The sequence below is a fragment of the Agrobacterium sp. K11 genome, from assembly GCF_059429395.1.
Map to the genome: position 1 here is coordinate 22406 of NZ_JCAHRB010000017.1, position 24518 is coordinate 46923.

Sequence of the window (24518 nt, forward strand, 5' to 3'; positions counted from 1 at the left end):
CTCCATGAACAACATCTCCACACTACCTCTTTCCGGCAAGCGCGCGCTGGTCACCGGTGCGGCACGCGGTATCGGTGCGGCAATTGCGCTAAAACTGGCCGAGGATGGTGCCGACGTTGCGATCACCTATGAGAAGTCGGTCGAGAAAGCGGAAGCTCTCGTTGCCAAGATCCGCGCCATGGGTCGAAATGCGATCGCCATCCATGCCGATGCCGCGAGCATAGCAGCCGCGATGGCTACCGTCGAACAAACTGTCGCTGAGCTCGGCGGCCTTGATATTCTGGTCAATAATGCCGGTGTCCTTTTCGCAAGTGATTTCTCCACGCAGCCACTTGAGGAGATTGATCTTCAGCTGAACGTCAATGTTCGCGGCGTCTTTCTGATCACCCAGGCAGCGCTGAAATACATCCCCAACGGAGGTCGCATCATCAGTACCGGCAGCAATGCGGGTCTGGCTGTGCCGTTCGCGGGGATCGCGGTCTATGCCGCGACCAAGTCTGCCCTGGAAAGCTTCACGCGCGGTCTCGCACGTGAGCTGGGCTCTCGGGAAATTACCGTCAATCTGGTTCGACCAGGTCCGATTGATACTGACATGAACCCTGCCGATGGCGCGCTTGCAGCCGCTATTCTGCCAAACCTGTCGATTGCTCGATATGGTAAAACCAGAGAAGTCGCTGAGGCGGTCGCCTTTCTTGCGGGGCCCGGTGCAGCCTACATCACCGGCTCAGGCATTCTCGTCGATGGCGGCATCAGTGCCTGAGCATTGATACGAGGTGGTGCCTCGCCGCTCTGTCCTGTAGGTGTAACGCGGAATTTGGGCGCGCATGGGCTGCAGAGTTCCCTTCGCTGCACTGCGCGCGTAAATTTGGTGAAGCGGGCGGCGGCCATCATCCAGGAATTTCTCCACTCCGTTGGTGGTTTTCCTGAGTTGAAATCGTACCAAGGTAGCAAATATGGGTGGCCTGGTTTCTGCTCAAGCGCCCGTTGAGCGGTAACAGACCTAACGTATGAACATGGAGAAACATTTGAAGACCATCGGCATACTTGGCGGAATGTCCGCGACGTCAACCCAGATTTATTACCGAGAACTCTGCAGGCTTACCCGCGAGAGCCTGGGAGGACTTCATTCTCCCGAGCTTCTCATACGGTCTGTCGACTTCGACGAAATCGAAAAGTTGCAGGCCTCCTCCGATTGGGAAGCGGCGGGCCGAATCCTCAATGAACATGCTATCGCGCTGGAGCGCGGCGGCGCCGACCTCCTCATCCTGGCGACAAATACCATGCACAAGGTGGCGGACAAGATCGTGGGCGGGGTGTCGATCCCGTTTGTGCACATCGCGGACGCAACTGCAACCGCTATCCTCGACCGCGGTTTCCGGAGGCCGGGTTTGATGGCAACCGCCTTCACCATGGAGCAGACCTTCTACACCGACCGTCTCATCGCTCAGGGGCTGTCGCCAACGATCCCTGAAGCTGATGATCGAACAGAAACCCATCGTATTATCTATGAAGAGCTGTGCCGCGACATCGTTCGCGAGGAGAGCCGCTTGACCTATGAACGGATTGCACAGCGTCTGGTCGACAAAGGCTGCGATTGTCTTATCCTTGGCTGTACCGAGGTGGGTATGCTGTTAAACCAGGATAACGTAGGCGTTCCCGTCTTCGACACGACCCTCATTCATTGCAAAGCCGCCCTTCAAGCTGCTTTACAATGACATGTTGTGTTCTGACGGTCGATCGATCGTGAGAACGGTGAGGGGCAATGGTCAAACCTGTTCGCCCAGGTGATGCCGGACCCACTTCGCTTCTTCCGATGCGGTACGCCCGAAATGCCGTCTGAAGTCGCGGCTGAATTGCGCCGGGCTGACATAGCCCACTGACGCCGCCACCTCTGCAATTGTTCCAGTCTGGCGGGCGATCATCAGTCTCGCTTCATGGAGCCGCATCGCCTTCACATATTGCATGGGACTTGAGCCTGTCAGCTCCTTGAAATGGACATGGTAGGAAGGAACGCTCATGCCCACCGCTCTGGCAAGGTCCGCGACGGTGATTTCAGAGCCGTAGTTTTTGCGCAGCCATGCCAGGCTCTCGACCAGTTTTCCCGACGTCCCTTTCCGCTGCAGGGCCGCGATCACTGCGCCGCCTTGCGGCCCTGACATGACCCGGTAATGCAGCTCACGCAGGATGGAGTGTCCAAGGACAGCGACCTCAACCGGACTGCCAAGCGCCGTGAGCAAGCGGAGCAGGACGTCTTCGATACTGCTATCCATCCTGCTCGAGAAGAGCCCTTTTGGCTTGACGCTTGCAGGACCGGCGAGTTTTTCGAGCTGCGTGGAGATCTCGGCCGCCATCTGCATGTCGAACTCTAAATAGACCGCGAGCAGTGGCCGCCGTGGACTGGCTGTAGATGTCATCCGGAAGGGAACGGGCACCGAAACGGCAAGATAGTGGTCTTCGTCGTAGAGGTAGATTTCCCCGTCCAGAATGCCGTGTTTGCTCCCCTGCAATACGAACACGGCACCCGGCTTATAAAGAACCGGAATGTCATTCAGCACTGCTTCCGTGCGTAGGATACGGATACAACCGAGCCCGGTCTGGTTGTAGCCAAGACGAGGAGCGAGTTGTCCGGCCAAGGCGGCACACTGGTTATCTGTAGAGGGCGGCGTTTTACAGTTCATAGGAATTGGCAAAACTCTAAAAGGATCCGCAATCGAACCCGCGTTGTCTCCAGACTATCTGTCACATCAACGGGTAATCAAGGAGTTTCAGAAATGTCGAGCAAAACGTTTTTCATAACAGGGGCGAACTCGGGCTTTGGGCTGGCCATCGCCACTGCCGCAATCGAAGCCGGTCACAGGGTCATCGGGACTCTCCGATCCGAAGCTTCGCGTGAAGCGCTGGCAAAGGCCCTCCCGGAACTGCGCCCGGTCCTCTGCGACGTAACCGATTTCGACCGCATCCCTGACGTCGTTCAGCAAGCGGAGGGCGAACACGGGCCAGTCGATGTGCTGATCAACAATGCCGGATACGGTCACGAGGGTGTGCTTGAGGAATCGCCGATCGAGGAGATGCGCCGCCAGTTCGACGTGAACGTGTTTGGCGCCGTTGCAGTCGCCAAGGCGTTTCTCCCGAGGTTCCGTGAGCGCCGAAGCGGCTTTATCGTCAACGTCACGTCGATGGGCGGCATGATCACCATGCCCGGCATCGCCTATTACTGCGGCAGCAAGTTCGCGTTGCAGGGTATTTCAGAAGTCATGCGTTTGGAAATGGCGCCGTTCGGTGTGCACGTAACAACCCTTTGCCCCGGCTCGTTTCGGACGGACTGGGCAGGCCGTTCCATGGTCCGCACAGAGCGTTCCATTGCTGACTATGATACCCTGTTTGATCCGATCCGCGAGGCGCGTCAGGCAGTGAACGGCAAGCAGCTCGGAAATCCGCAAAAGCTCGCCGACGCGGTGCTTACCCTCATCGAATCTGACAATCCCCCGCCGCAACTTCTCCTTGGCAGCGATGCGCTCAAACATGTAACGGCGCGGATCGAACGCCTGACCCAGGAAATCGAAGCTTGGAAGGGCGTGACTGTCTCCACGGACGGCTAACGCAACCCAAAAATTTGCTGTTGACGATCTGCCTACTAGAAGGTAGACAAGCTGCATGAGCAATCTTTCGACCACCTCGGACGACATTCTGGCGTCCACCCGACACCTTCTGATAAGCGGCGGCTACAATGGCTTCAGCTACGCCGATATCTCGGAGATTGTCGGTATCCGCAAAGCAAGCATTCATCATCATTTTCCCAGCAAGGTCGATCTGGTGCGTGAGCTGGTCAAGCGTTATCGGGAGGATGGCCAGGCAAGCGTGGCAGTCCTTGAGCAGAAGGTTCCGAATGCTCTGGACATCCTCAAGGCTTATGCAAACCACTGGGCTGCATGCATTGAGGATGCCAGCAGACCCTACTGTGTCTGTGCTATGCTTGCCAGTGAACTGCCATCCCTCCCCACGGAAGTCGCAACCGAGGTTACGAACTTTTTTCGCTTCATCTCCTCGTGGCTGGCTTCGGTCATGGAGCGAGGTTCCAAGCAGGGCGAACTGAGTCTTACCAGTGCGCCGCATGTCGAAGCCGAAACATTTCTGGCAACCGTCTACGGGGCAATGCTTTCGGCGAGAGCCAATGGGAAGCCGGAAGTGTTCTCAATGATACTCGAACCTGCCCTCAATCGTCTCACGCCGACGGTTTCTCACTAATCCTGCGTGGCAAGGCTACTCGGGTCAATCGCGTCAATCGCGTCAATCGAAACTACCAACTAGTAGGAAGATAAAAATGAGAAATACTTTCCCAGCCTTGGCCCTCGGGCTGACCAGCATCCTTGCTGTAACTGTCCTTTCGGCACCCGCATCTGCCGAAGATAAGAAAGCCGCGCCGATCCATGTCCGCGGCAGCATCGTCGACTACCAGGCGTCAACGCTCAAAGTGAAGACCCGCGAAGGTGAGACCGTCGACGTCGCCCTTGCCGACGAGTGGAAAGTCGCCAGCGTTGCCAACGCAAAGGTCACCGACATCAAGCCGGGCGATTTTGTGGGTATCGCATCATTGCCAAAGGCCGACGGCGGCGATGGTGCGCTTGAGGTCCTTATTTTCCCGCCGGCAATGAAAGGCACAGGCGAGGGGAGCTACGGTTGGGATCTGAAGCCCGACAGCAGCATGACCAATGCGACAGTCGCGGATGCCGTTAAAGGCGTCGATGGCCGGACTGTCACCGTGACCTATCATGGCAAGGAAAAGAAGATCGCCATTCCGGATGGGACACCGGTCGTGACCATCGCCGCGGCCACCAAGGATGATCTCGTTCCTGGCGCCGTTGTCTTCATCACCGCCGAAAAGACTGCAACAGGCCCTATCGCCCATCAGGTGGTCGTCGGCAAGAATGGCGTGGTTCCACCCATGTGAAGACCACGCCGTCACTGGCCGGAGCAGCCGCCTTACTGCTTCGGCCAGTGACTACAGATCGACGCTGCTTGGTGTGCAGCCGCTGATGCACAGATGAAAGACGCTGAGATGAGCGCAGACGCTTCCAATGACAATGTTCAATACCCTCGGACGATCTTTATCCGCCGCCACTCAGTTGTGACTCGGCTTACGCACTGGCTGAACGTGCTTTGCCTGGGCTTCCTTCTTTTGAGCGGGCTTCAGATCTTCAATGCCCACCCGGAGCTTTATTGGGGTCATTATGGCGCGAACGGCGACCCTGCCATCCTGACAATCGGCTCAGATGATGGCGGTGGTCAGCCGCGCGGTTTCGTTCGTATTGCCGGGCTGGAGATCCCCACGACGGGCCTGCTTGGCGTTTCTCAGGCTGATGGCGAACAAGTCTCACGCGCTTTTCCCTCCTGGGCAACCATCCCTTCATTCCAGGATCTTGCGGCCGGACGTCGCTGGCATTTCTTCTTCGCCTGGCTGTTTGTGATCAACGGCATTGTCTATCTCGGCTTCAGCGTGCTGAGCGGACATTTCCGCAAAGACCTCGCGCCAAAGCCCCATGAGATCTCGCCGCGCCACCTCGGCCGCGAAATCCTCGACCACGCTCGGCTCCGCTTTCCGGAAGGGGAGGAGGCCAAACACTACAACGCGCTTCAAAAGCTCACCTATCTGGGGGTCATTGTCGTTCTGCTGCCGCTGATGGTGCTGACAGGTTTGACAATGTCGCCGGGCGTCGATGCCGCTCTGCCGTCCCTTGTCGATATTTTCGGCGGACGCCAGTCCGCGCGCACGATCCATTTCATCACAGCGTCGGCGCTTGTCATCTTCGTCATCGTGCACGTGGCAATGGTGGTCCTTTCCGGGACCTGGAACAACATCCGCTCGATGATCACCGGACGCTATGCGATCCAGGAGAAAGGCCAGAAATCATGAGCAAGCTTTTCACCCGACGCCGCTTTCTCATCGGCGGCACGCTCGGGGCCAGCGCCCTTACTCTCTCGGGTTGCGACCTCTTGGACCAGAACGCAGACGTCGCAAACGTCCTTCGCTCAGCTGAGCATCTGACCATGAAAGCCCAGAGACTGCTTCAGGGGCGCGATTCACTGGCGCGCGAGTTTGACGAAAAGGACATTTCCCCCTCCTTCCGTGTCAATGGAACGAGTGCTCCCGACAGCGATGAATATGCGGAACTGTTGGAAGGTCACTTCACAAACTGGCGACTGAAGATCGACGGTCTTGTTGATCGGCCTCGAGAGATTTCGCTCATAGATCTGAAGGCGCTTCCTTCCCGCACCCAGATCACCCGCCATGACTGCGTCGAAGGCTGGAGCGCCATCGCCAAGTGGAGAGGCGTTCCGCTCGCCCATCTGTTGCGCCTTACTGGCGTCAAGCCGACGGCGCGATATGTCGTCCTGCATTGTGCCGACGAACTCGAAAAGACGCTCGACGGAAGCGGCCGCTATTACGAGAGCATTGATCTCATCGACGCGGTTCATCCGCAAACCATCCTCGCCTACGAGATGAACGGCGAGGACCTTAGCGTTGGTCACGGCGCGCCCTTGCGTCTCAGGGTCGAGCGGCAACTGGGGTACAAACAGGCCAAGTACATCATGCGCATCGAACTGGTCGACAGCTTCGCCGGCCTGTGGGGCGGGAACGGCGGCTATTGGGAAGATCGCGGCTACGAATGGTACGCCGGCATCTAAAGCCAACAAATGGCGAACCACAGGAAACCAATCCATGAGCCGACGCAAAGTCCAGAATGCGATGCCGATTTCATCAATTGCACCCTTCACGACAGGTCGAAATCAACCAAACCAGTTCGATCCTCTCGGATCCTGACGGCCGATCGGCGGCGAGGCACCAAGAGGCGATCAGCGATGCCTTCGAGAAAAGTATGCACATCAAGGGTTCCCACGGCGGCGGGGCAAAGGTTTCCTCCCAAGGCGGCTCGCATGACCTCGATAGTTCCGAGAGGTCAGCCGGGAAACTCTCCGGCGAAAGCGATCGGATCGGCCGTGCTGAATGGGACGAGAACACCCTCTTCGGCAAGCACGTCGTCTTCATCTGACGACGCTAGCGCGAACCATCAATCAACCAGTTCAGAAAGTGAAAGAAAACAATGTCGAACAACCAGACCTCCCGTGCCCCGCGCGGCAACGACCAGTGGCTCAAGCAGTATTACTTTACCAGGGCGGCCTTCTCAGTGCTGTGGGTCGCGGCTGCGTTGACTGCCGGACGGCATTCCTTTGCGGTGGCTGCCGCACTGCTGATCATCTATCCCGCTTGGGATGCAATCGCGAACGTTATCGATGCCGCAAGGAGCGGTGGTCTTGCCGCCAACCGGAGCCAAGCGATCAACGTCGCAGCGAGCTCGGTTATGACGATAGCCGTGATCCTGGCGTTGACAATGAACATGAACTGGGTTCTCGGCGCTTTCGGTCTATGGGCGATTTTTTCGGGGCTGTTGCAGCTTGGAACTGCCGTACGGCGTTGGAAAACGAGTGGAGGTCAGTGGGCGATGATTTTGAGCGGTGGCCAATCCTCTTTGGTCGGCGCACTCTTCATCTTTCAAGCGCAAATGCCGCAGGAACCTTCTATCTCAACGGTTGCGGGCTACGCTGGCGTCGGGGCATTCTACTTTCTGGTTTCGGCAATTTGGCTGTCGATCGCCCTGTCGCGTCGCAGTACGCAACCCATCTCGTAAGCGCTACCCCGCGCCAATGAAACCGCTTGGAAGATATTCAAATGATGACAGATGATGCGGCAGGGCAACTTGCTTCCTATCGGAGTACCATCGACAACCTGGATTCAGCTCTCCTCTATATCCTGGCCGAACGCTTTCGCTGTACCGAGCAAGTCGGCCACTTGAAGGCTAAGCAGGCGTTGCCGGCAATCGATAATGAGCGAGAGCGACGCCAATTGGATCGACTGATGAGCATCGCTAGTGATGTTGGCCTCAGTGGGCACTTTGTCGAAGGGCTGATGACAATGATCGTGGGTGCTGTGGTGGAGCGTCATAGGGAGATTGCGGCCAAGAAGTAAGTTGTCTGTCGCGCCTGTGCTACCGCAGCCGTGGATCGGCGGGGAAAATCGATCTTCTTTGGGCGGCTTACCATGCAGCGGTATTTGTGAGGTGGTCCGAGACGGTCGCGATAAACGCCCGAAGACGCTGAAGACGTCGCAGGTCCCGGTGATATCCCATCCAGATGTCTCGCGCCGGCGGGGGCTTAGGTAGTTCCAGTCTGCGGATACCCGGGATCTGATTGCCCACGACGCGGGGAAGGACGGCGATCCCAATGCCCTGCTTGCACATTCGTGCCTGGACGTTTCGGTTGTTTGATCGCAGCACGGGTCTCGCGTTCGGGAAACTCTCGGTGAGCCAGGCTATGTCGGGGAATTGCCCTGTCGAAGTATCGTGGGTGATCAGCCGGAAACCTGTCCCGTCGCCATATTTAGGGTCAGGCGACTCCTCGGCGATGTAGACGTCGTATTCGAGCCTGAACAGCCGCCGTTGAATGACATCTGCAGTGTCGAACGGAACGATGCGAAAGGCGACGTCGGCCTCCCTTTGGGCGAGGTTGAACAGGCGAGTGCCGGTCAGGATTTCGACGTCTACATTGGGGTAGGCTTTCGAGAAATCTGCCAAAATGGGAGGTAGGACATAAGCACCGAACCAGTCTGCTGATGAGATGCGCAGATTGCCTTTGAGATTTTGCTCCTGCCCGGCGAGCCGGCGCTCCATGGCAAGCGCGCCTTCTTCCATCTGCTCGGCCAGGGCGATAATCCCATGGCCCTCCTCGGTCAGCACAAGACCGTCTGCGGTCCGCTGGAAGAGCGTGTGGCCGATCGCCTCCTCAAGGGCACGCAGCCGTCTGCCGACGGTGGGATGGCTTGTATGAAGAGCACGTGCAGCGCCGCCGAGCGTTCCGGATCGCGCAATCGCAAGGAAAATTTTTACGTCGCTCCATTCCACGGCCAAGCCCTTACAAAAATGAACATTGAAAATACAAAACTGTCACTTCAAGTACAAATCTAAACATATAGATTCAAGTCAAATTTCGAAAACAAGCGGAGAAACGTCATGAGAACTTGGTTCATCACAGGCTGCTCGAGCGGCTTTGGACAACGGCTCGCGATCGCTGCAGCACAACGGGGCGATCAGGTTGTCGCTACTGCCCGAAACGTCAACTCGATCGAAGAAATGGCTCGGCCATTCGACGGCCGTATGATCACCTTACCGCTCGACGTGACAGATGCGGCGGAGGCCAATACCGCGGTCGCAAAGGCCGTCGAGACATTTGGGGGTTTTGACGTGCTGGTGAACAATGCCGGCTACGGACTGTTTGGGGCGCTCGAGGAGGGCACGCCCGAAGAATATCGACCGATGTTCGAGGTGAACGTTTTCGGTCTTATCGAAACCACCAGGGCAGCCTTGCCTGCACTGCGACGTTCGGGCGGAGTGATCGTCAACATGTCTTCTGGCGCAGGGATCGCGGGCAGTGGCGGCGCAGCATATTACAATGCAGCCAAGTTTGCGGTTGAAGGGGTTTCCGAAGCACTCTCCGGCGAGCTGAAGCCGTTCGGCATCCGAGTGCTGATCGTCGAGCCTGGGCCATTTCGCACCGACTTCCTTGGACGTTCGATCACGATGGCGGCCAAGGAGATGCCGGAATATGCCGCAAGTTCGCGCAGGCATTATCGCGAAACCAATAACGGCAAGCAGGCAGGCGATCCCGACAAGGCGGTTGCAGCGATCCTGAAGGCGGTCGATGCGGATGACGCACCGCTTCATCTGCCGCTCGGCCCGGTCGCGCATTCGATCGCTGAGCGGAAGTTGGTTTCGTTTCGCCGTGATATCGACACCTGGCGCGACATCTCGATCGCGACCGATTTCGATCAGCCCTGAGCTGATCGTTAGCTCTCTTTAACATCAACATCGACGGGAAAGAGTTATGATCCCAACATTGGAAGGGTTTGCCCAGCAGCTGGTGCCGGTCAATGGCATCAAGATCAATGCCGCCACGGGGGGCTCCGGCCCGCCGATCCTTCTGCTTCATGGTTGGCCGGAAACCTGGTGGGAATGGCACCACGTCATGCCGCTGCTGGCCGAACATTTTAGCGTGGTGGCGATTGATCTGCGCGGTGCGGGCTTTTCCGACTGCCCGCTTGACGGCTATGACAAGGCGACGATGGCGCGCGACGCGCACGAAGTAATGCTCGCCCTTGGGCATAATCGCTATGCCGTGTGTGGCCATGACATTGGCGGAATGGTCGCATTGCCGCTGGCCGCTATCTATCGAGATTCGGTTACTCACCTTGCTGTCCTCGATGTTCCGCTTCCTGGCTGGAGCCAGTGGGAGGCGACGACGGCAAAGATCTGGCACTTCGCGTTCCATGCTAATCGGGATCTGCCGGAACGCCTGATTTATGGCCGCGAATATGATTATGTTTCGGCCTTCATGGCGGAGCGGTTTTACGATCACAGCACCTTCAATCCAGAAGACATCGAGATCTACGCGAAAGCGATGGCACTTCCGGGTCGCACGCGCGGTGGATTGGAATGGTATCGCACACTGACCGCCGACCATGCGGCCGCGCTGGAATACAAGAAGCGACCGCTCCGGATTCCGGTTTTATGTCTCGGCGGGGAGCAGCGTTTCGGTGCTCATATGGTCCCGATGCTCAATGAGTTCGCCACAGATGTTACGGGCGGCTCGATTGCCCGCTGTAGTCACTATGTGGCGGACGAGCGCCCGGGTGAAGTGGCCGCTGCTCTCATCGATTTCCTCAAGGCCAAGTGAACTCTGCGATCCGGGCACATTGAGCCCGATCGCGTTCATCGATTCAACGAGAAAGGAAAACTGTCATGACTGCACCTCAAATTCGCGGCGTCAATCACATCGGCATCACAGTGCCCGATATCGAGGCAGCAAAATCGTTCCTGGTGGGAGCTTTTGGCGGCCAGGTGATCTACCAATCGTTCGGGCCGCAGGATCCGGCCAGGCAGGGACCCGAGTTCGAGCGGGCCACTGGTGCTTACCCCGGAACGGTCGTGCGCGCGCAGGCGATGGTCAAGATCGGTACCGGGCCAGATATTGAGCTCTTCGAAATGTACGGCCCCAAACAAGCGCAGGCGGTTACACCGAGCGACTTCGGCATTACGCATTTTGGTGTCTATACCCACGACATCGACGCATCGGTTGAGCGCTTTGAGAAAGCCGGCGGAACAGCCCTTACGGCGCCACGCGCTATTCCCTACGCAACCGAACAAGGTCCTGGAAACAAGGTCTGCTATTGCCGCACGCCGTGGGGCACGATGATTGAGTTTATCACTACGCCTGATCGCATGGCCTATCATGACCAGACGGATCTGCGCAGGTGGCAGGACGAGGATTGAGCGTGAGCTTTGATACCTCGTTATCCCGCCGCAGCCTCCTGTCGCTTTCGGCGATCGCTGCGGGCTCGGCCCTGGCAGGGTGCGCCTCCACCGCTGGCACCGGTTGGATGGTGGGGCGACAGTCGACGCCGCTCCCGGATCCGATCGGCCCTGTCCACATCGCACCTGTACCGACAGATGCCGAATTGGCTGTCATGTACGGTCCTATCGAGGATGGCGGCTTTCTGATCCCGGCGGTTCCCTACAAACAGATTGATCCGCGCTACTATCGCCAGCAAGTCCTCGACCCAACTGGCGAGGCGCCCGGAACGATCGTTGTCGATACCCCCTCGCGCTTCCTCTATCTGATTCAGCCGGGAGGAACCGCAATGCGCTATGGGGTCGGCATTGGGCGCGACGGCTTTGCCTGGCAGGGCAACGGCGTCATTCAGTGGCGTCAGAAATGGCCGCGTTGGAAACCGCCGAACGAGATGGTCGCGCGTCAGCCGGAGCTCGCCAAATACTCGATCGAGAACGGCGGCATGGAGCAGGGCCTGAAAAATCCGCTCGGTGCGCGAGCGCTCTACATCTTCGCCGGCGGCCGGGACACGCTCTATCGTCTGCACGGCAATCCGCAATGGCGTTCGATTGGCAAGGCCGTTTCGTCCGGCTGTGTGCGCCTGCTCAACCAGGACATTATCGACCTCTATGAACGGGTGCCGATCAAGGCGCCAATTGTCGTCAAGCAGTAAGCGCAAGCGATCACGACCGTCTCTCCTTGGATAGAGGAGAGACATGTCCTTCAGGCGATTTCAAAGCCTCAGTTAATCCAAGCACAAAACTCAAGGAACTACCGACCATGTCGAACTTCAGTAAAGTGGCCGTTGGCCTCATTGCCGCGCTTTTGTCTTCCGTTGCCGTAACACCCCCAGCCTTAGCGGATGCGCGCAACATCGTGCTTGTTCATGGCGCGCTCGTGGATGGTTCGGGCTGGCGCAGCGTCTATGACATCCTGGCCCGCGACGGCTACAATGTCAGCATTGTCCAGCAGCCACTGACAAGCCTGGATGAGGACGTTGCAGCCACGAAGAGCGTGATTGATCAGCAGGACGGGGACGTCGTTCTCGTCGGCCACAGCTATGGGGGCACGATCATCACGGCGGCAGGTGATGATGCCAAGGTCAAGGCACTTGTCTATGTTGCGGCACTGCAGCCAGAAAAGGGCGAAAGCACCGCACAACTGCTCCAATCGATGCCGTCACCCACCAACGATATCAAGCCGACAAAGGACGGCTTCCTGCTCATCGACCCGGCAAAGTTCGCTGCGGATTTCGGGGCGGATCTGCCCAAGGATCTGGGTGAGTTCATGGCCCGGTCTCAGATGCCTGTTGCCGTTGCTGCCACTGGTGCGCTGGTGCCTGTTGCCGCCTGGCACGACAAGCCCAGCTACGGGATTGTTGCGAAAGACGACATGACGATCAATCCGGACCTTGAGCGCTGGATGTACAAGCGTGCCGGTTCAACGGTGACGGAGATCGACGGTAGTCACGCTATTTATATCTCGCAGGCGCCTGCAGTTGCGAAGGTGATCGAGGAGGCCGCGGAAGCTGTCGACTGACAGAAAAGGACCGCGGTAACTCTGCAAATTCACTAGCTGCAGCGTTTGCGAGTTTGAACTCGTGCCTTGGCAGTGACGTGATCGCTGCACCAAGGACAAACGTTGTCATCAGAGGGGTTCCCGCGATCCAACATCGCGCTTTAAAGCCTGATGTCGTCGCGGGCCTTCAATGCAGATCGCCATGGAAGGTACAGCAGGAGCGCACTCCGATGATTGTAGAATGTCTCAACTTTTCAGCCTCGTTGAAACGGTGGTCTGCATATCTGTTGCCCGGGAGCACCGTGCCCGATAACTTTGTCTCGACCCGAATTCCTTCGTATGATCAAGGCCGGAAAACGGCCGGATGCAGTACGCTCTAATTGTGCCCAAACCGCAAGGTCGTTGCCATGTCCATCCCTCTGCATCAGTACTTCATATTCATCTCTATCGTTACCATGATCGTGGTGACACCGGGACCCAACCTTGCTTTGCTCCTAGCCAATTCGCCGAGTAACACGAAGCTGACCGGCTTCGGGATGGTATTCGGGTTCGCCGCAGCCATCGTTTCTCATGCCACGTTGGCACTTGTTGGAGTGGGGGCGGTGATCGCAGCTTCGGCAATCTTGTTCACATTGATGAAACTGTTGGGCGCAGCCTATCTCATCTGGCTGGGGATTAAATCTCTCTTGTCGCTGCGCGGTCTGGATGCATCTGTCATAATTCCAAGCCGGGTTCCAATGAGCCTGACAGCTCCGAAAGCCTTCGTTCGCGGATATCTCAGCAACTTCCTCAATCCGAAACCGGCGATCTTTTACGTTGCGGTCTTCCCCCAATTCTTGGAGGGCCACCAACAGGACGTGCTTGTAAATGGCGCCGCGCTTGCACTCACACATGCCTTGATCGCTCTAGGTTTCTACGGCGTAGTTGTCCTCCTTATCGGCAGCGTCACCGGTTTTCTCAATCGCCCGCACATCGCCAAAAGGATCAAAACCATCTCCGGAACGGCTTTGATTTTGCTAGGCGGTCGCTTGTTATTGGCAAAGAGCCCTGCCTGATCGTCTCAATCTAATTCCGGGTAAGGCGGTCAACACAATGACCGCCCCGCATCAGTGCGCTCACTTCGCTAATTTGGTTTAGCCTATGCAGACGAAGAAAGGATCATTAGTGAATCGCGAAATTATCGTGCCGCTGGCAATGAAGGCCATTCTGGAGCGGGCAGGCTATGTCCCTGCAGTACGCGTCGAAAACCTCCTTTTCTGCGCGGGCCAGGTTGGACGCGATGCCAACATGAATGTCATCAACGACCCAGAGAAGCAATTCGAAGCGTGTTGGGAAAACTTAGCTACCGTTTTGTCGGCGGCAGGTGGCAGTTTCGAAGATGTTGTCGAATTGACTACATACCATGTCGGGTTACAGCAGCACATGCATACGTTTCGCAAGGTAAAGGACCGGATTTTCCCCCGCGGAACATGCGCTTGGACTTGCATCGGCGTCTCTGAACTTGCCCATCCCGGTCTTCTTGTGGAAATCAAGGGCGTGGCAGCTATACCTTCGCACCCGTTGGAATAGAGCGCTGTCGTGCCAAGGCTGATCGGTAGCGGTCGACATGCGTGTTGTGCAGGATGGACAGGAGCCAGTGACGCAGGTTTCCATCGCTTTTGAAAGAGCGTTGCCGTTCGTATGCTTTGACAAGCGCGTCCTGTACGAGGTCGTCTGCATCGTTGGAGTTCCGCACGAGTGAACGAGCAAAACGCTGCAAGCTCGATCGCTGTCCAATAACGTCAAACGGTCGGTTCTTCGGGTCCATGATTTAGTATACGGAACTCAAGGCGCTTTTATTCCAAAAGCACTGAAGAAAATTGGATGGCCCTGTTTCGATGATGTCTGCTGAGGGAGGATACTGTTGAGAAACTCCCCTGAGCATCGGAAAGGGCGCGCCTTGCCCGGATCGTCAGGTATAGTTTTCCGACGGTGCGGGAGAGGTGAAACCACTTTGCGTTTGACGTGTTGGCGGAGCTCGATATGCGCAATATTGTTTCAGTGAGCCCGAACGAAATGCTGCCTGCTGGAGTTTTTAACAGTATCGGAGCAAAGCAGACTGCCCTGCCGTGAATCGAGGAAGTTAAAGCCAAAGGGGCAAATGACCCGCCGCCCCTTCCTACCCTCACAATTCGGCCCAGCCGCTCCAGCCGGGGGCTAAATTGCTGGAGCAAGGGTCGCGTGTTGAAGAGGCAAGTAGAAGAGGTTGGTCATTTTGACTTTGCAAAATCCCGACATTTCAGTGTTGCGGCGCCACTGACGTATTTTCATACAATTAAGCCGTATGACCAACCCAGTCGCCGGTTCGGTTCTTTTCAAGAGCTTAAACCATGAGAAATCGGCTACCTCGGTCTGTCTCGAGCCCAAAAAGCGTTTAGAAAACGTTCGAATGTGCCGTTCACTTCGCCGCGGCGTTCGAACCGCTGCTGGATTTCAAAACAAGATTTAGCCTGTAACCAAGGGCGTCAGCTACCTTCGCAATCGTCCCAAACTCTGGGTTGCCATCGCCACTTAATGCTCGGTAGAGAGCAGGTCGTGTAAGTCCGGTATTCCGAGAGAGATCCGACATGCCGCGCGCGCGCGCGACAACACCAAGAGCGCGAGCGATATGGTTTGCGTCTCCATCTTCGCTAGCAGCTAAAAGATATTCAGCGATCGCTTCCTCACTCTCAAGGAATTCGGCGGAGTCGTACTCAAATGTCTCAAGTGGCATGCGATTACTCCTTCAATTGCTGTGCTAGTTTTTTAGCTAATCGAATGTCTTTGTCCTGGGTACCCTTGTCGCCACCGCAAAGAAGAACATAAACGACCGACCCGTCCCGGACAAAATAGACACGATAACCAGGCCCATAATTAATGCGGAGTTCGCTCACGCCTTCGCCGACTGGCTTCACATCCCCAGGATTTCCCGCAGCGAGACGGTCAATGCGGTCGGCAATTCGAGCTTGAGCACGAAAGTCTTTTAGCGTTTTGATCCAGTCCGCATAATCACGGGTGCGCCTAATCGTGAACATGAGTTTATGTAACCCATAGGGGACATAAACTCAAGGCGGTGGCGCTCTGGGGGGCTGGATGTTTTGATCTTTTTATTACAAATGTCAGCCATATGATTGCCGCGGGTCCAATCTTCATCAAATCCGAATGGCCTGTTTTTCCTGTTGCGGCTGTCCATAGCGTTTTGCCCGCTTTGCGTGGCCTAAGACCGAGCACTCCGAGCGCAAATTGATGCAAATACAAGTGACCCAAGCGACGGGGTCGCCGGTATCTCATCAAGGCGTTCGGAACTGGAAATGGCCACTACGCGGAAATAATTTCCGTTTCCGGCGGGTGCACGGGTTCACATCCTGTCGCACGACAGTTTACCGGACGACCATCATTATTACTCAACAGCGAAGTCGGTCGACACCGAGACGGTGCGCTATTCGGAGAGAATGGCAGGGCTTCTGTCGGTCGCAGCCCTCGTGTCCACGATACTGCTCTCGACCGACGTGCTTGTGAGGGCCGCCGTGCGCTCAACCAAGCGGTGACATGCGGAAACACCAAGTGAAAAGATCGCCATAGATCGACGTCAGCCAGGCATCACGATCTTGATGGGACGCGTCCCGATGAGTTCGCCCGTGGTTCTATCGATCATCACCGGCTCGATTTCCGTGCCCAAGCCTTCATCGAAGAAGCGGGTGAACTCGCCACCGCCGCGATGCTTTCCGCCCCAGGCCGCTAGCGCGAAAAGGACCGGGAGAAAGTCCCGCCCTGCATCGGTGAGGACATACTCGTCGCGAGGTGGGCGTTCCGAGTAGCGGCGCTTTTCGAGAAGTCCTTCTTCCGTCATGGCAGCCAAACGTGTCGCCAGCGGTGTCGGCGCAATTCCGAGGTTTTTGCGAAACTCGTCGAACCGCGTGGACCCGGCGTGGGCGTCGCGCATGATCAGCATGCTCCATGCATCGCCTACGAGAGCAAGGCTCCGGGCAATGAGGCATGGCTGGTTCGAAAGATTTTTCATGTGGATCTCATTTTGATAGTGACTTACTCCTAAAATGATAGTAACCCTTTATCCATCGACATTCCAGCGTAAATTTCTGTTGGCCGTCGAAAACAGCCAGTGCCCAGTCCCCATCAGGAAGACGACGATGAAGTTCTATCTCTGCAAATACATACCCCCGCGCCCGGATTTCCTCGCCACGATGACGACCGACGAAAAGACCTGGATGGGCCAGCACGGCACTTATCTCGACAGGCTTCTCGGGGAAGGTAAAATCGTGGCGCACGGGCCTGTCATAGACCCCGCTGGCGGTTACGGCGTCTCGCTTTATCAGATTGAAGACGACGAAAATATCGAGGCGCTGACCTCGCTTGACCCGATCGTGCAAAACGGCGCTGGCCACTACGAGCATTATCCCATGCTTCACATCAAGCATCGCGGCTGAGCCCGCAAACCCCATGTCTCCTCATGCCACGAATTATCGGCCGTCACGCGACCGACGGAAGGAACCTCTATGACCATCGCACTCATTACCGGAGCGTCCAGCGGTATCGGCGCCGTCTACGCACGACGGCTAGCCGCTCGGGGACATGACCTCGTTCTCGTCGCCCGGGCGACCGATCGCCTCGAAACGCTGGCCGCCGAACTTAGCCTGGCATATGGCATCGCCGTCGAGAACATCACGGCCGACCTTACAGACCCGACGCAACTCGGCACGGTCGCCGAACGCTTGAAGGCAGAGCCGTCTATCGACATTCTCGTCAACAACGCCGGGGCAGGATTGCTCGGCGGATTCACGTCGGCCGATCCTGCGGCGATGGAAACACTGCTTCGTCTAAACGTCGTCGCTCCGACGCTACTGGCTTCCGCGGTAATCGCGGGCATGGTGGAGCGGGGCAGCGGGTCGATCGTCAACATCGCCTCGGTGATGGCGCTTTTACCCGAATATTCCCACGGCATCTATGCCGCCACCAAGTCCTATGTGCTGACCATGTCGCAGAGCCTAGCCGCAGAAGTCTCTTCCAAGGGCGTATACGTCCAGGCTGTCCTGCCCGCCGCGACACGTACGGAAATCTTCGAGCGGGCAGGAGGTGACATCAACCGTGTCCAGAACCTGATGGAAGTGGAAGACCTCGTCGACGCGGCGCTGATCGGGTTTGACCGGAAGGAGCTGGTGACGATCCCGCCCGTGCCCGACGTCGCCGCATGGGATGCCTTCGAGCAGGCGCGTGGCGTCTTGGCCGCAGGCTTTAGCAACTCCGAACCCGCCGCGCGATACCGCTCCAACTCATGACACTTCGACCTCGCGGGGACCCCTTGCAACTCCCGCGCCATCAACACCGCCCTGTATCGGGCGAACGAAAGGAATTGAAATGAACACGAACAATCGTAGCGTCGCCGTCGTCACTGGCGCGGCATCCGGGATCGGTCTTGCCGCGGCCAAGGCTCTGGTGTCGGCCGGCTACCAGGTCTTTGGAACAAGTCGGAAGGCGAGGACGGGGACGGTCGCGGGGATCACGATGCTTGAATGCGACGTGACCGACAGCGCTTCGGTGGCTGCAATGGTCGCCGAAGTCGTCAGCCGCACTGGCCGTATCGACATCTTCGTTAACAACGCGGGCGGGGCCCTCATCGGTGGCGCCGAGGAATCATCCGTTGAACAGGCGCAGGCTATTTTCGATCTCAACGTCTTCGGGATCGTCCGGACGACTAACGAGGTCCTACCGATCATGCGCAGGCAGCGTAGCGGGCGCATCATAAACATCAGTTCGGTGGTTGGCTTCATTCCCAGTCCGTTCAGCGCGCTTTACACCGCCACGAAACATGCCGTCGAGGGTTACTCGGAGTCTCTCGATCACGAAGTCAGATCGCTCGGTATCAGGGTCCTCCTGGTCGAGCCTGCCTTTACGAACACGGCGCTTGACCACAACGCGAAACAGCCCGACCGCATGACGAGCGTCTACGATGCGGGCCGCAAGACAACGGAAGCCGTGTGGAACAGTGCCATCAAGGCAGGCGATGCGCCGGAGCTTGTCGCGGAAGCCGTCGTGAAGGCGGCGACAGTAAAGTCGCCGAAGTTGCGCTACCCCGCCACCAAGGCGGCGCGGCAACTGCATTTCCTGCGACGCTTCGTACCCGCAAGCGCGTTCGACAAGAGCCTGCGCAAGCAGATGAAGCTGCCTGCCTGACGACGGTGGCACTCGGGAAGACGCCTCCTCACGATGGAAACGTCTTCAACTCAGCGACGATAGTGGATATCCGAGGGCGTTGTGGGCAGCGAGATCTGTCGGTTGATCCATGGCTATCGGCGGAACTGGGCCGGGTTGCTATGAGCGAAGCCGCATAAGCAGAAGTTGACGGAGCGTTTTCGCCGGGGTAGTCGGTCCCGCCTTCCGCGATGCGGCGCTTCTCTAATCGGCGGGTTGAGGTCAAGCGCTTTCGCGCTTACTTAAAGCGAAACGAGTTCGAGCAAAGTCCAATTTCGCCCATAGCGGACAATGAGTGCACCTAACATTTTCACTCCGAAGGTCGCGAATTCAAGTGGCGGCCCCTTCGTTGAGCCGCCCCTTGTTGGGCTAACGCCTCCACGACCCCTCTGGGAGTTCCTTATCCCGTTCCTCCGCAGCGAGTGCCGCAATGACACCGTCCTTATCGAGCGGGATGCAGTAAGCGGGCTTGGCCCGCTCAAAACGCCAGCTATCAGCGAGGGGGCCGACGTCTACAGTATCGAACCCGAACTCCGCTTGTAGGGTGGTCACAATCACCTTGTTGGGGGCATCGTCACCCCCAATCGGCAAGGCACACTTAGCTCTGTTTGGAAGTGCAACAGGATCGAGGAGGTCGTTCTCCAGAATGGCCTTGAACGCCTTGATGATCGTCGACCCTTGGAATTGGTTTGCGATCGGTTGCGACGTTTTCGTCTCGCGCTGGTCGAGCGCATCGATACATCCATCCCTATCCCGGTAGTAGTTGTTCGCATCGATGACAATCTTGCCATCAAGGAACTGCGGTGCAAGCTGCGAACGGCACTGTGAGAACCATCACATCGCTGGACGAGGGCACGTCGGATACAACAGCGGCCTGACAACCAATTTCGGCCGCTGCCTCGCGCAGGGGTTCTGGTCCGCGCGAATTGCTGAGCGTCGCGGTATGTCCGTTGGCGACTGCAAGCCGGGCCAGTGCCTTACTGATGTGCTCGGCCCCGATGAAGCCAATCCTCATGCCTTGTCTTCCTGCTCGGCAGGCATGTTGCCAGGCGGATAGGAGCGGACTTTTAAAGAAGGGTGTATTGCGGGGTGCTTCCAGTTTCGTTGCCCAGATCGTCTCAGTGGAGGAAATAAAATTGATCTGTAAGAAGATCTTTTAGTCTGATATGATCCCTATTGGCGGCATTTCGTTTGACATGAGCAGATGCTGTGAGATACGTAAACATATCATAATGGGAAAGATGAATCGTTAAGGTATCATATGAAGTCGGGTTCGGAGGCTCTTCAGGACACAGGGCGGCTGCTCAAGACGTCGCGCAAGACTTTGGGCCTCACCCAGGAGCAGGTTGCGGATATGGCGGGTATATCGCGACCGCGGTACCGCGAGATTGAGGCTGGAGCCAGCGCTGCCCGTACGACCACTCTGATCAACATTGGTCGTGCGCTTGGTCTGGAACTGATGCTCATCCCTCAAGCGATGGTCCCGGCGGTTGAAGCTTTACTGCAGCCAGATGGCGCCGAAGATGACCTTGCTGCTTTCGTCGCCAGTCCTGATGGTGATGGCAATGTCTGATGCGCCTCTTGATCCAAGATCTATGACCTCAATGGACGTGCTGCTGAATGACCTGAAGGTCGGCATGATCGTGAGGACGCCGGGAGACTTCAACGCGTTCAGCTTTGAGCAGAGCTATCGTCAGACGGGTGGTTTCCCAGTGCTCAGTTTGTCATTTCGCGCGGCACATGGGGGTTTGCGGAAGGACCCGAAGCCTGTCGCAAGGGCTTTGCCATCGTTCTTTGCGAACCTTCTTCCAGAGGATAAACTGCGCGAGGCGATGGAGAGGCACCATTCGGGCAGCGTGCGAGCAGGAAATGATTTCGATTTGCTTGCAGCACTCGGATCGGATCTGCCGGGGGCTGTCCGAATTGTGCCGAGCGAAGGCAGCGTTGTTCGTAATGAGGGTTTGACACCCTCGAGACCGAAGGCCCGGTTTTCGCTCGCCGGCGTGCAGATGAAACTCTCCGTCATCAAAAACACAGGCAAGGGCGGCGGTCTGACGATCCCCTTAGGCGACGAGCAGGGTTCATATATCGCCAAGTTTCCATCGACATCATTTCCCGGTGTCTCGGAAAACGAATTTGCAAATCTCGCATTGGCCGAAGCGATTGGTATGGACGTGCCGGAACGCGAGCTCGTGGAACAATCGCAGTTCGAGGGTATCCCGGAGGAGTTTGAGACATTGTCCGACGGTAAAGTCCTCCTCGTCAAACGTTTCGATCGCGTTGCCGGTGGTGAACGCATCCATATCGAAGATTTCGCTCAGGTATTCGGCGTCTATCCGTCTCAAAAATATGAGGGGGCCGCATATCATGATATCGCTGTGGCTATTGGGATCGCCGTTTCTTCAGCGGCAGCCCTCGAGTTCGTCCGACGACTGGCTTTGGCAGTCCTGACAGGCAATGGCGACATGCACCTCAAGAATTGGTCGCTGATTTATCATGGGAAGGGTGACAAGCCGGCACTCGCCCCAGTCTATGATGTGCTCTCGACAGTCCCTTACATTCCGTCGGACGCCATGGCACTGTCGCTGGCCGGTGAAAGGCCGTTCAAGGCAATGAACGCCCAGCGATGGAAAGTCTTCGCGCATCGCGCGCGACTGCCTGAAGCTGCTGTGCTGAAGGCTGTTACGGAGACCGTCGAGCGCGTCAACCAGTCTTGGTGGTCTCTGCCTGAACGAGCTGTTCTACCCGATAGAGTATTGGAACGGATTGATGCCCACATCAAGCTGATGTCGCCGATCCTCGGCACGTGCGCGAATTAGCAATTGGTGTTTTTGCGTAACTCGTTAGCAGTTACATAATCCACCAATGCCGATAGGGTCGCTGGTTCGAATCCGTTCAAGAGCGTCCTCGCCAAAAAGCGATACATCGAATCAGGACGCCCCCGTCGCCACTATTCGCAAATGATGAGGCACGGGATTGGCTGAGGGTTGTTGCCTCGATACGTTTGACCGTGCTGCCTCAACGCGGTTCCGCCCAAGGGCTTTCGCGCGGTACAGCGCGCCATCGGCGCTTGCAAGCATCCCGGCGAGGTCGTGGCAGTCTGGTGCCGCAAGGCCGATACTGACGGTGGCATGGATTTCCAAGCCCTCTGCCCGAGTGGCTGCTTTGGCGAAGTGGCTTGCGATGGCCAAGCCGCGACTGAGAGCTTGGGAATGGTCGCACCGTGGCAGAAGCGCAGCGAATTCCTCACCGCCCAGCCGGACAATAAGCGCGTCGGGCCCGGCTTCTTCGCGGGCGGTTTCGGCGAACTGCTGCAAAACCTTATCTCCGGTTTGATGTCCATGACGATCGTTGATCGCCTTGAAGTGGTCGAGGTCGAAGGCGAGCAGTGAGACGGGGTCAGAATGCCGCTCCCGGAGCATCCGAGATGCCTGCTCAAAAAAGGCGTGACGATTTGCAAGCCCGGTCAACTGATCGGTTTGTGACATGCGGAGCAGGTGGAGCTTTTCCTCCTCTCGAATAATCATCAGAAAGGACATCGGCATCGCTACCGAGTACAAGACGGCCTCGTACATCGTCGCGTTCGCGACGATGGAGATAATATCTTGCCCGTACCGCTCAAGGAGAACAGGCGCAATGAACGCTCGGCCGAGGTAGAACACAGCATGGACGGCCGAGATCGATACTGCGATAGGACGTGAGCGCAACCGCTGGACCGTGCGGCTGCGCAGAAGTATCCATGCTGTCAGGCCGCAGGTCAGCGCGATGGGGATAGACGAGACATGGTTCCAGAAGGCGGCCGGGAAGTGCGTGCCAGCGATCGCCCAGGCGATGGCTAGGAAGCTTAGCGCTGCGACGGACGACCAGAGATACCGGTGACCGTCGAGGCCAGCGATGGCATTAAGCACCAAAAGGTAGCCCAACATCATTAGGATGTTGATCGCCCCCATGCCGAGTGCGACCGGAAAGTGGCTGCGGTTCATTGCAAGCATGCAGCCGAGAACGAACGCGAAGAGTGCCGCGGCCAGAACATCGAGCACGTGCGCGCGACCTGGATAAGCCTGCCTTTCCCAAAGGAGAAGCGACGCTGACACCAGGAGCGTTCCGACTGTTAAGTACCAAAGAGTTTGTAAATCGATCTGCATCGCTCTGCCTGCCTTACGTCAAAGCCTACAGGATCGCCCCTTTAAGATTCTTTACATCGCCACTCATATTGCCGACATGGTTGGCGTAGCGTTAAACGTGCTGTTGATGCCGGCGCTAAAGCTAGGGGTGCGTTCCGCAAAGGGCTTGCCGGCTGATCGAATTCGACAATACAAGGGGACTTGTCTCGCGAAAGTATTATCGGTGCTTGGACCATCGCCCGATACGGGAAACCCGCTGCATTCGCTTGCCGAGTAAGTCCGCGCATTTTGAGTTGCCTTAACAATGGCAGGGTGTGCAAGGATCGAGAAGACCATGGTGAGAGGCGGGCCCACAAAACTAGCGGATGGCCCGATCCGCATTTGCAGCCGCCATCCGCCAGCTTTTGCCACGCCGGGAACGAATCAGGCATATCCTGCCAGCGCTTAGGCACGTATCCGGTGTTCTCGATCAGGCATGCATCCGGCTCTGTCCGAATAGCCGCCCTGGTTCATGGAATCTGCGCCGATGAGGACGAACTCCTGCTGTCGGTCATCCAATGGAGCAGAAGCTGGATGACAAGCTGATCCGACCCCGGGCCCGTTATATGGGGCTATAGGTGCTTATTACAAAAACGCTGGGCTGCTCCGGAGCACGAAATGCTCCGGAGCAGGATTTTCAGAACTCTTCCCAGTTGCCTTGCTTACTACCGCCGGATCCAGCAACTCGGCGTGCTCTTGGTACGCCCACAATGTCGTTAGATGGCAGCGGCGGCGCTGCGGCCATCGCACGGGGCTGAAGTGCGGAGTGCTGTGGACTGCACCGAGGCCATCCCGGTCAGGTTGAATTGCGAAAGCTGGGCGGTCAGTGAAGCGGCCTCTCTTGCAAGACTGTGACTGGCAGTTGAGGTGCAATGACACCATGCTCGGCCAAATATGTTCGAAGGGAATTGATAAGCTGCGTTCGCTGACGAACGAAGAGGTCCCGCGTCCGGAAGAGCATGGAGCAGGCCTGCTTGGACTCAGTCTTCGGAACGACAAACCGCATCGACGGCCGGGTCGTTGCTTCAACGATCGCTTCTGCGTCGGCCGCATCATTCTTCTGCCTTTTGACAAACGGCTTCACGTAAGCTGGCGGGATCAAGCGAACATCGTGGCCAAGTTTGTAGCGCGGCAATCAGGATGAGACGCTGGCGACAATCTGGATGAGATTCTTAG

Annotated in this window: 29 protein-coding genes and 2 pseudogenes; 22 read left to right on the forward strand and 9 right to left on the reverse strand. The window is 57.2% G+C overall.

Annotated features, from left to right (window positions below):
* Window positions 1-4 precede the first annotated feature (4 nt).
* Window positions 5-760, forward strand: a complete 756-nt coding sequence (locus AC5SEO_RS25200) for an SDR family oxidoreductase (protein ID WP_111791020.1) — start codon at window positions 5-7, stop codon at window positions 758-760.
* A 265-nt stretch (window positions 761-1025) separates the two neighbouring features.
* Entirely contained in the window at window positions 1026-1715 is a 690-nt protein-coding gene (locus tag AC5SEO_RS25205; protein ID WP_111802020.1) for an aspartate/glutamate racemase family protein, read from the forward strand.
* Window positions 1716-1766: 51 nt separating this feature from the next.
* On the opposite strand, the gene AC5SEO_RS25210 is transcribed toward AC5SEO_RS25205, so the two are convergent.
* The gene (locus AC5SEO_RS25210) at window positions 1767-2678 is read right to left on the reverse strand and encodes an AraC family transcriptional regulator (protein WP_065689104.1); all 912 of its coding nucleotides are present in this window, start codon (window positions 2676-2678) and stop codon (window positions 1767-1769) included.
* Window positions 2679-2771: 93 nt separating this feature from the next.
* Here AC5SEO_RS25210 and AC5SEO_RS25215 point away from each other — a divergent pair, with 93 nt between their 5' ends.
* The 8 genes from AC5SEO_RS25215 (at window position 2772) to AC5SEO_RS25250 (ending at window position 8023) form a co-directional block, all read left to right on the forward strand.
* Window positions 2772-3599, forward strand: coding sequence for an oxidoreductase (locus AC5SEO_RS25215; protein WP_065689105.1), 828 nt, complete (start codon window positions 2772-2774; stop codon window positions 3597-3599).
* A gap of 55 nt (window positions 3600-3654) precedes the next feature.
* Window positions 3655-4245: a TetR/AcrR family transcriptional regulator gene (locus tag AC5SEO_RS25220; RefSeq protein ID WP_003519161.1), complete on the forward strand. Its 591-nt coding sequence runs from the start codon at window positions 3655-3657 to the stop codon at window positions 4243-4245.
* A gap of 76 nt (window positions 4246-4321) precedes the next feature.
* A complete protein-coding gene (locus AC5SEO_RS25225) occupies window positions 4322-4948 on the forward strand; it encodes a hypothetical protein (protein WP_065689106.1) in 627 nt (208 codons plus the stop codon).
* 108 nt (window positions 4949-5056) lie between these two features.
* On the forward strand, window positions 5057-5911 hold the full coding sequence (locus tag AC5SEO_RS25230; RefSeq protein ID WP_080850538.1) for a cytochrome b/b6 domain-containing protein: 855 nt from the start codon (window positions 5057-5059) through the stop codon (window positions 5909-5911).
* Complete coding sequence (locus AC5SEO_RS25235; protein WP_013637168.1) at window positions 5908-6684, forward strand: molybdopterin-binding protein; 777 nt, start codon at window positions 5908-5910, stop codon at window positions 6682-6684. The genes AC5SEO_RS25230 and AC5SEO_RS25235 overlap by 4 nt, the downstream gene beginning before the upstream one ends.
* 191 nt (window positions 6685-6875) lie before the next feature.
* Window positions 6876-7049, forward strand: coding sequence for a hypothetical protein (locus tag AC5SEO_RS25240; protein ID WP_013637170.1), 174 nt, complete (start codon window positions 6876-6878; stop codon window positions 7047-7049).
* A 51-nt stretch (window positions 7050-7100) separates the two neighbouring features.
* Window positions 7101-7685: a DUF308 domain-containing protein gene (locus AC5SEO_RS25245; protein WP_111791013.1), complete on the forward strand. Its 585-nt coding sequence runs from the start codon at window positions 7101-7103 to the stop codon at window positions 7683-7685.
* A gap of 26 nt (window positions 7686-7711) precedes the next feature.
* The gene (locus AC5SEO_RS25250) at window positions 7712-8023 is read left to right on the forward strand and encodes a chorismate mutase (protein ID WP_013637172.1); all 312 of its coding nucleotides are present in this window, start codon (window positions 7712-7714) and stop codon (window positions 8021-8023) included.
* Between the two features lie 67 nt (window positions 8024-8090).
* Here AC5SEO_RS25250 and AC5SEO_RS25255 read toward each other — a convergent pair whose 3' ends face one another.
* Window positions 8091-8954, reverse strand: coding sequence for a LysR family transcriptional regulator (locus tag AC5SEO_RS25255; RefSeq protein WP_495364133.1), 864 nt, complete (start codon window positions 8952-8954; stop codon window positions 8091-8093).
* A 108-nt stretch (window positions 8955-9062) separates the two neighbouring features.
* Here AC5SEO_RS25255 and AC5SEO_RS25260 point away from each other — a divergent pair, with 108 nt between their 5' ends.
* The 7 genes from AC5SEO_RS25260 to AC5SEO_RS25290 all read left to right on the forward strand — a co-directional run bounded on the left by AC5SEO_RS25260 (window position 9063) and on the right by AC5SEO_RS25290 (window position 14523).
* On the forward strand, window positions 9063-9887 hold the full coding sequence (locus AC5SEO_RS25260; protein ID WP_495364134.1) for an oxidoreductase: 825 nt from the start codon (window positions 9063-9065) through the stop codon (window positions 9885-9887).
* A gap of 46 nt (window positions 9888-9933) precedes the next feature.
* A complete protein-coding gene (locus AC5SEO_RS25265) occupies window positions 9934-10782 on the forward strand; it encodes an alpha/beta fold hydrolase (protein ID WP_495364135.1) in 849 nt (282 codons plus the stop codon).
* A 65-nt stretch (window positions 10783-10847) separates the two neighbouring features.
* Window positions 10848-11378, forward strand: a complete 531-nt coding sequence (locus AC5SEO_RS25270; protein ID WP_003519145.1) for a VOC family protein — start codon at window positions 10848-10850, stop codon at window positions 11376-11378.
* Window positions 11375-12109 carry a L,D-transpeptidase gene (locus AC5SEO_RS25275; protein ID WP_495364136.1) on the forward strand — a complete coding sequence of 245 codons (735 nt, stop codon included), beginning with the start codon at window positions 11375-11377 and terminating at the stop codon, window positions 12107-12109. The genes AC5SEO_RS25270 and AC5SEO_RS25275 overlap by 4 nt, the downstream gene beginning before the upstream one ends.
* A gap of 107 nt (window positions 12110-12216) precedes the next feature.
* Window positions 12217-12975: an alpha/beta hydrolase gene (locus tag AC5SEO_RS25280; RefSeq protein ID WP_112178860.1), complete on the forward strand. Its 759-nt coding sequence runs from the start codon at window positions 12217-12219 to the stop codon at window positions 12973-12975.
* A gap of 386 nt (window positions 12976-13361) precedes the next feature.
* Window positions 13362-14009 carry a LysE family translocator gene (locus AC5SEO_RS25285; RefSeq protein WP_112157826.1) on the forward strand — a complete coding sequence of 216 codons (648 nt, stop codon included), beginning with the start codon at window positions 13362-13364 and terminating at the stop codon, window positions 14007-14009.
* An 85-nt stretch (window positions 14010-14094) separates the two neighbouring features.
* Window positions 14095-14523 (forward strand): RidA family protein, encoded by a 429-nt coding sequence (locus AC5SEO_RS25290; protein ID WP_112157828.1) that lies wholly within the window; start codon window positions 14095-14097, stop codon window positions 14521-14523.
* On the opposite strand, the pseudogene AC5SEO_RS25295 reads toward AC5SEO_RS25290, so the two are convergent.
* The 4 genes and pseudogenes from AC5SEO_RS25295 to AC5SEO_RS25310 all read right to left on the reverse strand — a co-directional run.
* Window positions 14510-14761 (reverse strand): annotated as a pseudogene (locus AC5SEO_RS25295) (sigma factor); the annotation flags it as partial. The gene AC5SEO_RS25290 and the pseudogene AC5SEO_RS25295 overlap by 14 nt on opposite strands.
* A gap of 630 nt (window positions 14762-15391) precedes the next feature.
* Complete coding sequence (locus tag AC5SEO_RS25300) at window positions 15392-15706, reverse strand: addiction module antidote protein (protein ID WP_003519136.1); 315 nt, start codon at window positions 15704-15706, stop codon at window positions 15392-15394.
* A gap of 4 nt (window positions 15707-15710) precedes the next feature.
* Complete coding sequence (locus tag AC5SEO_RS25305) at window positions 15711-16007, reverse strand: type II toxin-antitoxin system RelE/ParE family toxin (protein WP_003519134.1); 297 nt, start codon at window positions 16005-16007, stop codon at window positions 15711-15713.
* 554 nt (window positions 16008-16561) lie between these two features.
* Window positions 16562-16993 carry a winged helix-turn-helix transcriptional regulator gene (locus tag AC5SEO_RS25310; RefSeq protein ID WP_112157831.1) on the reverse strand — a complete coding sequence of 144 codons (432 nt, stop codon included), beginning with the start codon at window positions 16991-16993 and terminating at the stop codon, window positions 16562-16564.
* A 127-nt stretch (window positions 16994-17120) separates the two neighbouring features.
* On the opposite strand from AC5SEO_RS25310, the gene AC5SEO_RS25315 reads away from it, so the two are divergent.
* From AC5SEO_RS25315 to AC5SEO_RS25325, 3 genes are all read left to right on the forward strand, one after another.
* Window positions 17121-17417 (forward strand): YciI family protein, encoded by a 297-nt coding sequence (locus AC5SEO_RS25315; RefSeq protein WP_495364137.1) that lies wholly within the window; start codon window positions 17121-17123, stop codon window positions 17415-17417.
* Between the two features lie 69 nt (window positions 17418-17486).
* Window positions 17487-18266, forward strand: a complete 780-nt coding sequence (locus AC5SEO_RS25320; protein ID WP_112401689.1) for an SDR family NAD(P)-dependent oxidoreductase — start codon at window positions 17487-17489, stop codon at window positions 18264-18266.
* Window positions 18267-18345: 79 nt separating this feature from the next.
* Complete coding sequence (locus AC5SEO_RS25325) at window positions 18346-19161, forward strand: oxidoreductase (protein WP_065706105.1); 816 nt, start codon at window positions 18346-18348, stop codon at window positions 19159-19161.
* Window positions 19162-19969: 808 nt separating this feature from the next.
* On the opposite strand, the gene AC5SEO_RS25330 is transcribed toward AC5SEO_RS25325, so the two are convergent.
* Entirely contained in the window at window positions 19970-20194 is a 225-nt protein-coding gene (locus tag AC5SEO_RS25330) for an NAD(P)-binding domain-containing protein (protein ID WP_003519121.1), read from the reverse strand.
* Between the two features lie 246 nt (window positions 20195-20440).
* Here AC5SEO_RS25330 and AC5SEO_RS25335 point away from each other — a divergent pair, with 246 nt between their 5' ends.
* Both AC5SEO_RS25335 and AC5SEO_RS25340 read left to right on the forward strand, forming a co-directional pair.
* Window positions 20441-20752, forward strand: coding sequence for a helix-turn-helix domain-containing protein (locus AC5SEO_RS25335; RefSeq protein WP_112286225.1), 312 nt, complete (start codon window positions 20441-20443; stop codon window positions 20750-20752).
* The gene (locus AC5SEO_RS25340) at window positions 20745-21998 is read left to right on the forward strand and encodes a type II toxin-antitoxin system HipA family toxin (protein ID WP_495363991.1); all 1254 of its coding nucleotides are present in this window, start codon (window positions 20745-20747) and stop codon (window positions 21996-21998) included. The genes AC5SEO_RS25335 and AC5SEO_RS25340 overlap by 8 nt, the downstream gene beginning before the upstream one ends.
* A 111-nt stretch (window positions 21999-22109) precedes the next feature.
* On the opposite strand, the gene AC5SEO_RS25345 is transcribed toward AC5SEO_RS25340, so the two are convergent.
* Both AC5SEO_RS25345 and AC5SEO_RS25350 read right to left on the reverse strand, forming a co-directional pair.
* Window positions 22110-23324 (reverse strand): GGDEF domain-containing protein, encoded by a 1215-nt coding sequence (locus tag AC5SEO_RS25345; RefSeq protein ID WP_112286226.1) that lies wholly within the window; start codon window positions 23322-23324, stop codon window positions 22110-22112.
* 880 nt (window positions 23325-24204) lie between these two features.
* Window positions 24205-24465, reverse strand: a pseudogene (locus AC5SEO_RS25350) (IS110 family transposase); the annotation flags it as partial.
* Window positions 24466-24518: the final 53 nt, after the last annotated feature.

Coding starts and splice junctions, on each gene's coding strand:
- AC5SEO_RS25325 (WP_065706105.1), top strand. CDS start 18,346: ATGAACACGAACAATCGTAGCGTCGCCGTCGTCACTGGCGCGGCATCC.
- AC5SEO_RS25220 (WP_003519161.1), top strand. CDS start 3,655: ATGAGCAATCTTTCGACCACCTCGGACGACATTCTGGCGTCCACCCGA.
- AC5SEO_RS25290 (WP_112157828.1), top strand. CDS start 14,095: ATGCAGACGAAGAAAGGATCATTAGTGAATCGCGAAATTATCGTGCCG.
- AC5SEO_RS25200 (WP_111791020.1), top strand. CDS start 5: ATGAACAACATCTCCACACTACCTCTTTCCGGCAAGCGCGCGCTGGTC.
- AC5SEO_RS25230 (WP_080850538.1), top strand. CDS start 5,057: ATGAGCGCAGACGCTTCCAATGACAATGTTCAATACCCTCGGACGATC.
- AC5SEO_RS25315 (WP_495364137.1), top strand. CDS start 17,121: ATGAAGTTCTATCTCTGCAAATACATACCCCCGCGCCCGGATTTCCTC.
- AC5SEO_RS25245 (WP_111791013.1), top strand. CDS start 7,101: ATGTCGAACAACCAGACCTCCCGTGCCCCGCGCGGCAACGACCAGTGG.
- AC5SEO_RS25335 (WP_112286225.1), top strand. CDS start 20,441: ATGAAGTCGGGTTCGGAGGCTCTTCAGGACACAGGGCGGCTGCTCAAG.
- AC5SEO_RS25280 (WP_112178860.1), top strand. CDS start 12,217: ATGTCGAACTTCAGTAAAGTGGCCGTTGGCCTCATTGCCGCGCTTTTG.
- AC5SEO_RS25240 (WP_013637170.1), top strand. CDS start 6,876: ATGCACATCAAGGGTTCCCACGGCGGCGGGGCAAAGGTTTCCTCCCAA.
- AC5SEO_RS25285 (WP_112157826.1), top strand. CDS start 13,362: ATGTCCATCCCTCTGCATCAGTACTTCATATTCATCTCTATCGTTACC.
- AC5SEO_RS25210 (WP_065689104.1), bottom strand. CDS start 2,678: ATGAACTGTAAAACGCCGCCCTCTACAGATAACCAGTGTGCCGCCTTG.
- AC5SEO_RS25330 (WP_003519121.1), bottom strand. CDS start 20,194: ATGAGGATTGGCTTCATCGGGGCCGAGCACATCAGTAAGGCACTGGCC.
- AC5SEO_RS25300 (WP_003519136.1), bottom strand. CDS start 15,706: ATGCCACTTGAGACATTTGAGTACGACTCCGCCGAATTCCTTGAGAGT.
- AC5SEO_RS25310 (WP_112157831.1), bottom strand. CDS start 16,993: ATGAAAAATCTTTCGAACCAGCCATGCCTCATTGCCCGGAGCCTTGCT.
- AC5SEO_RS25215 (WP_065689105.1), top strand. CDS start 2,772: ATGTCGAGCAAAACGTTTTTCATAACAGGGGCGAACTCGGGCTTTGGG.
- AC5SEO_RS25320 (WP_112401689.1), top strand. CDS start 17,487: ATGACCATCGCACTCATTACCGGAGCGTCCAGCGGTATCGGCGCCGTC.
- AC5SEO_RS25345 (WP_112286226.1), bottom strand. CDS start 23,324: ATGCAGATCGATTTACAAACTCTTTGGTACTTAACAGTCGGAACGCTC.
- AC5SEO_RS25340 (WP_495363991.1), top strand. CDS start 20,745: ATGTCTGATGCGCCTCTTGATCCAAGATCTATGACCTCAATGGACGTG.
- AC5SEO_RS25270 (WP_003519145.1), top strand. CDS start 10,848: ATGACTGCACCTCAAATTCGCGGCGTCAATCACATCGGCATCACAGTG.
- AC5SEO_RS25225 (WP_065689106.1), top strand. CDS start 4,322: ATGAGAAATACTTTCCCAGCCTTGGCCCTCGGGCTGACCAGCATCCTT.
- AC5SEO_RS25260 (WP_495364134.1), top strand. CDS start 9,063: ATGAGAACTTGGTTCATCACAGGCTGCTCGAGCGGCTTTGGACAACGG.
- AC5SEO_RS25305 (WP_003519134.1), bottom strand. CDS start 16,007: ATGTTCACGATTAGGCGCACCCGTGATTATGCGGACTGGATCAAAACG.
- AC5SEO_RS25265 (WP_495364135.1), top strand. CDS start 9,934: ATGATCCCAACATTGGAAGGGTTTGCCCAGCAGCTGGTGCCGGTCAAT.
- AC5SEO_RS25235 (WP_013637168.1), top strand. CDS start 5,908: ATGAGCAAGCTTTTCACCCGACGCCGCTTTCTCATCGGCGGCACGCTC.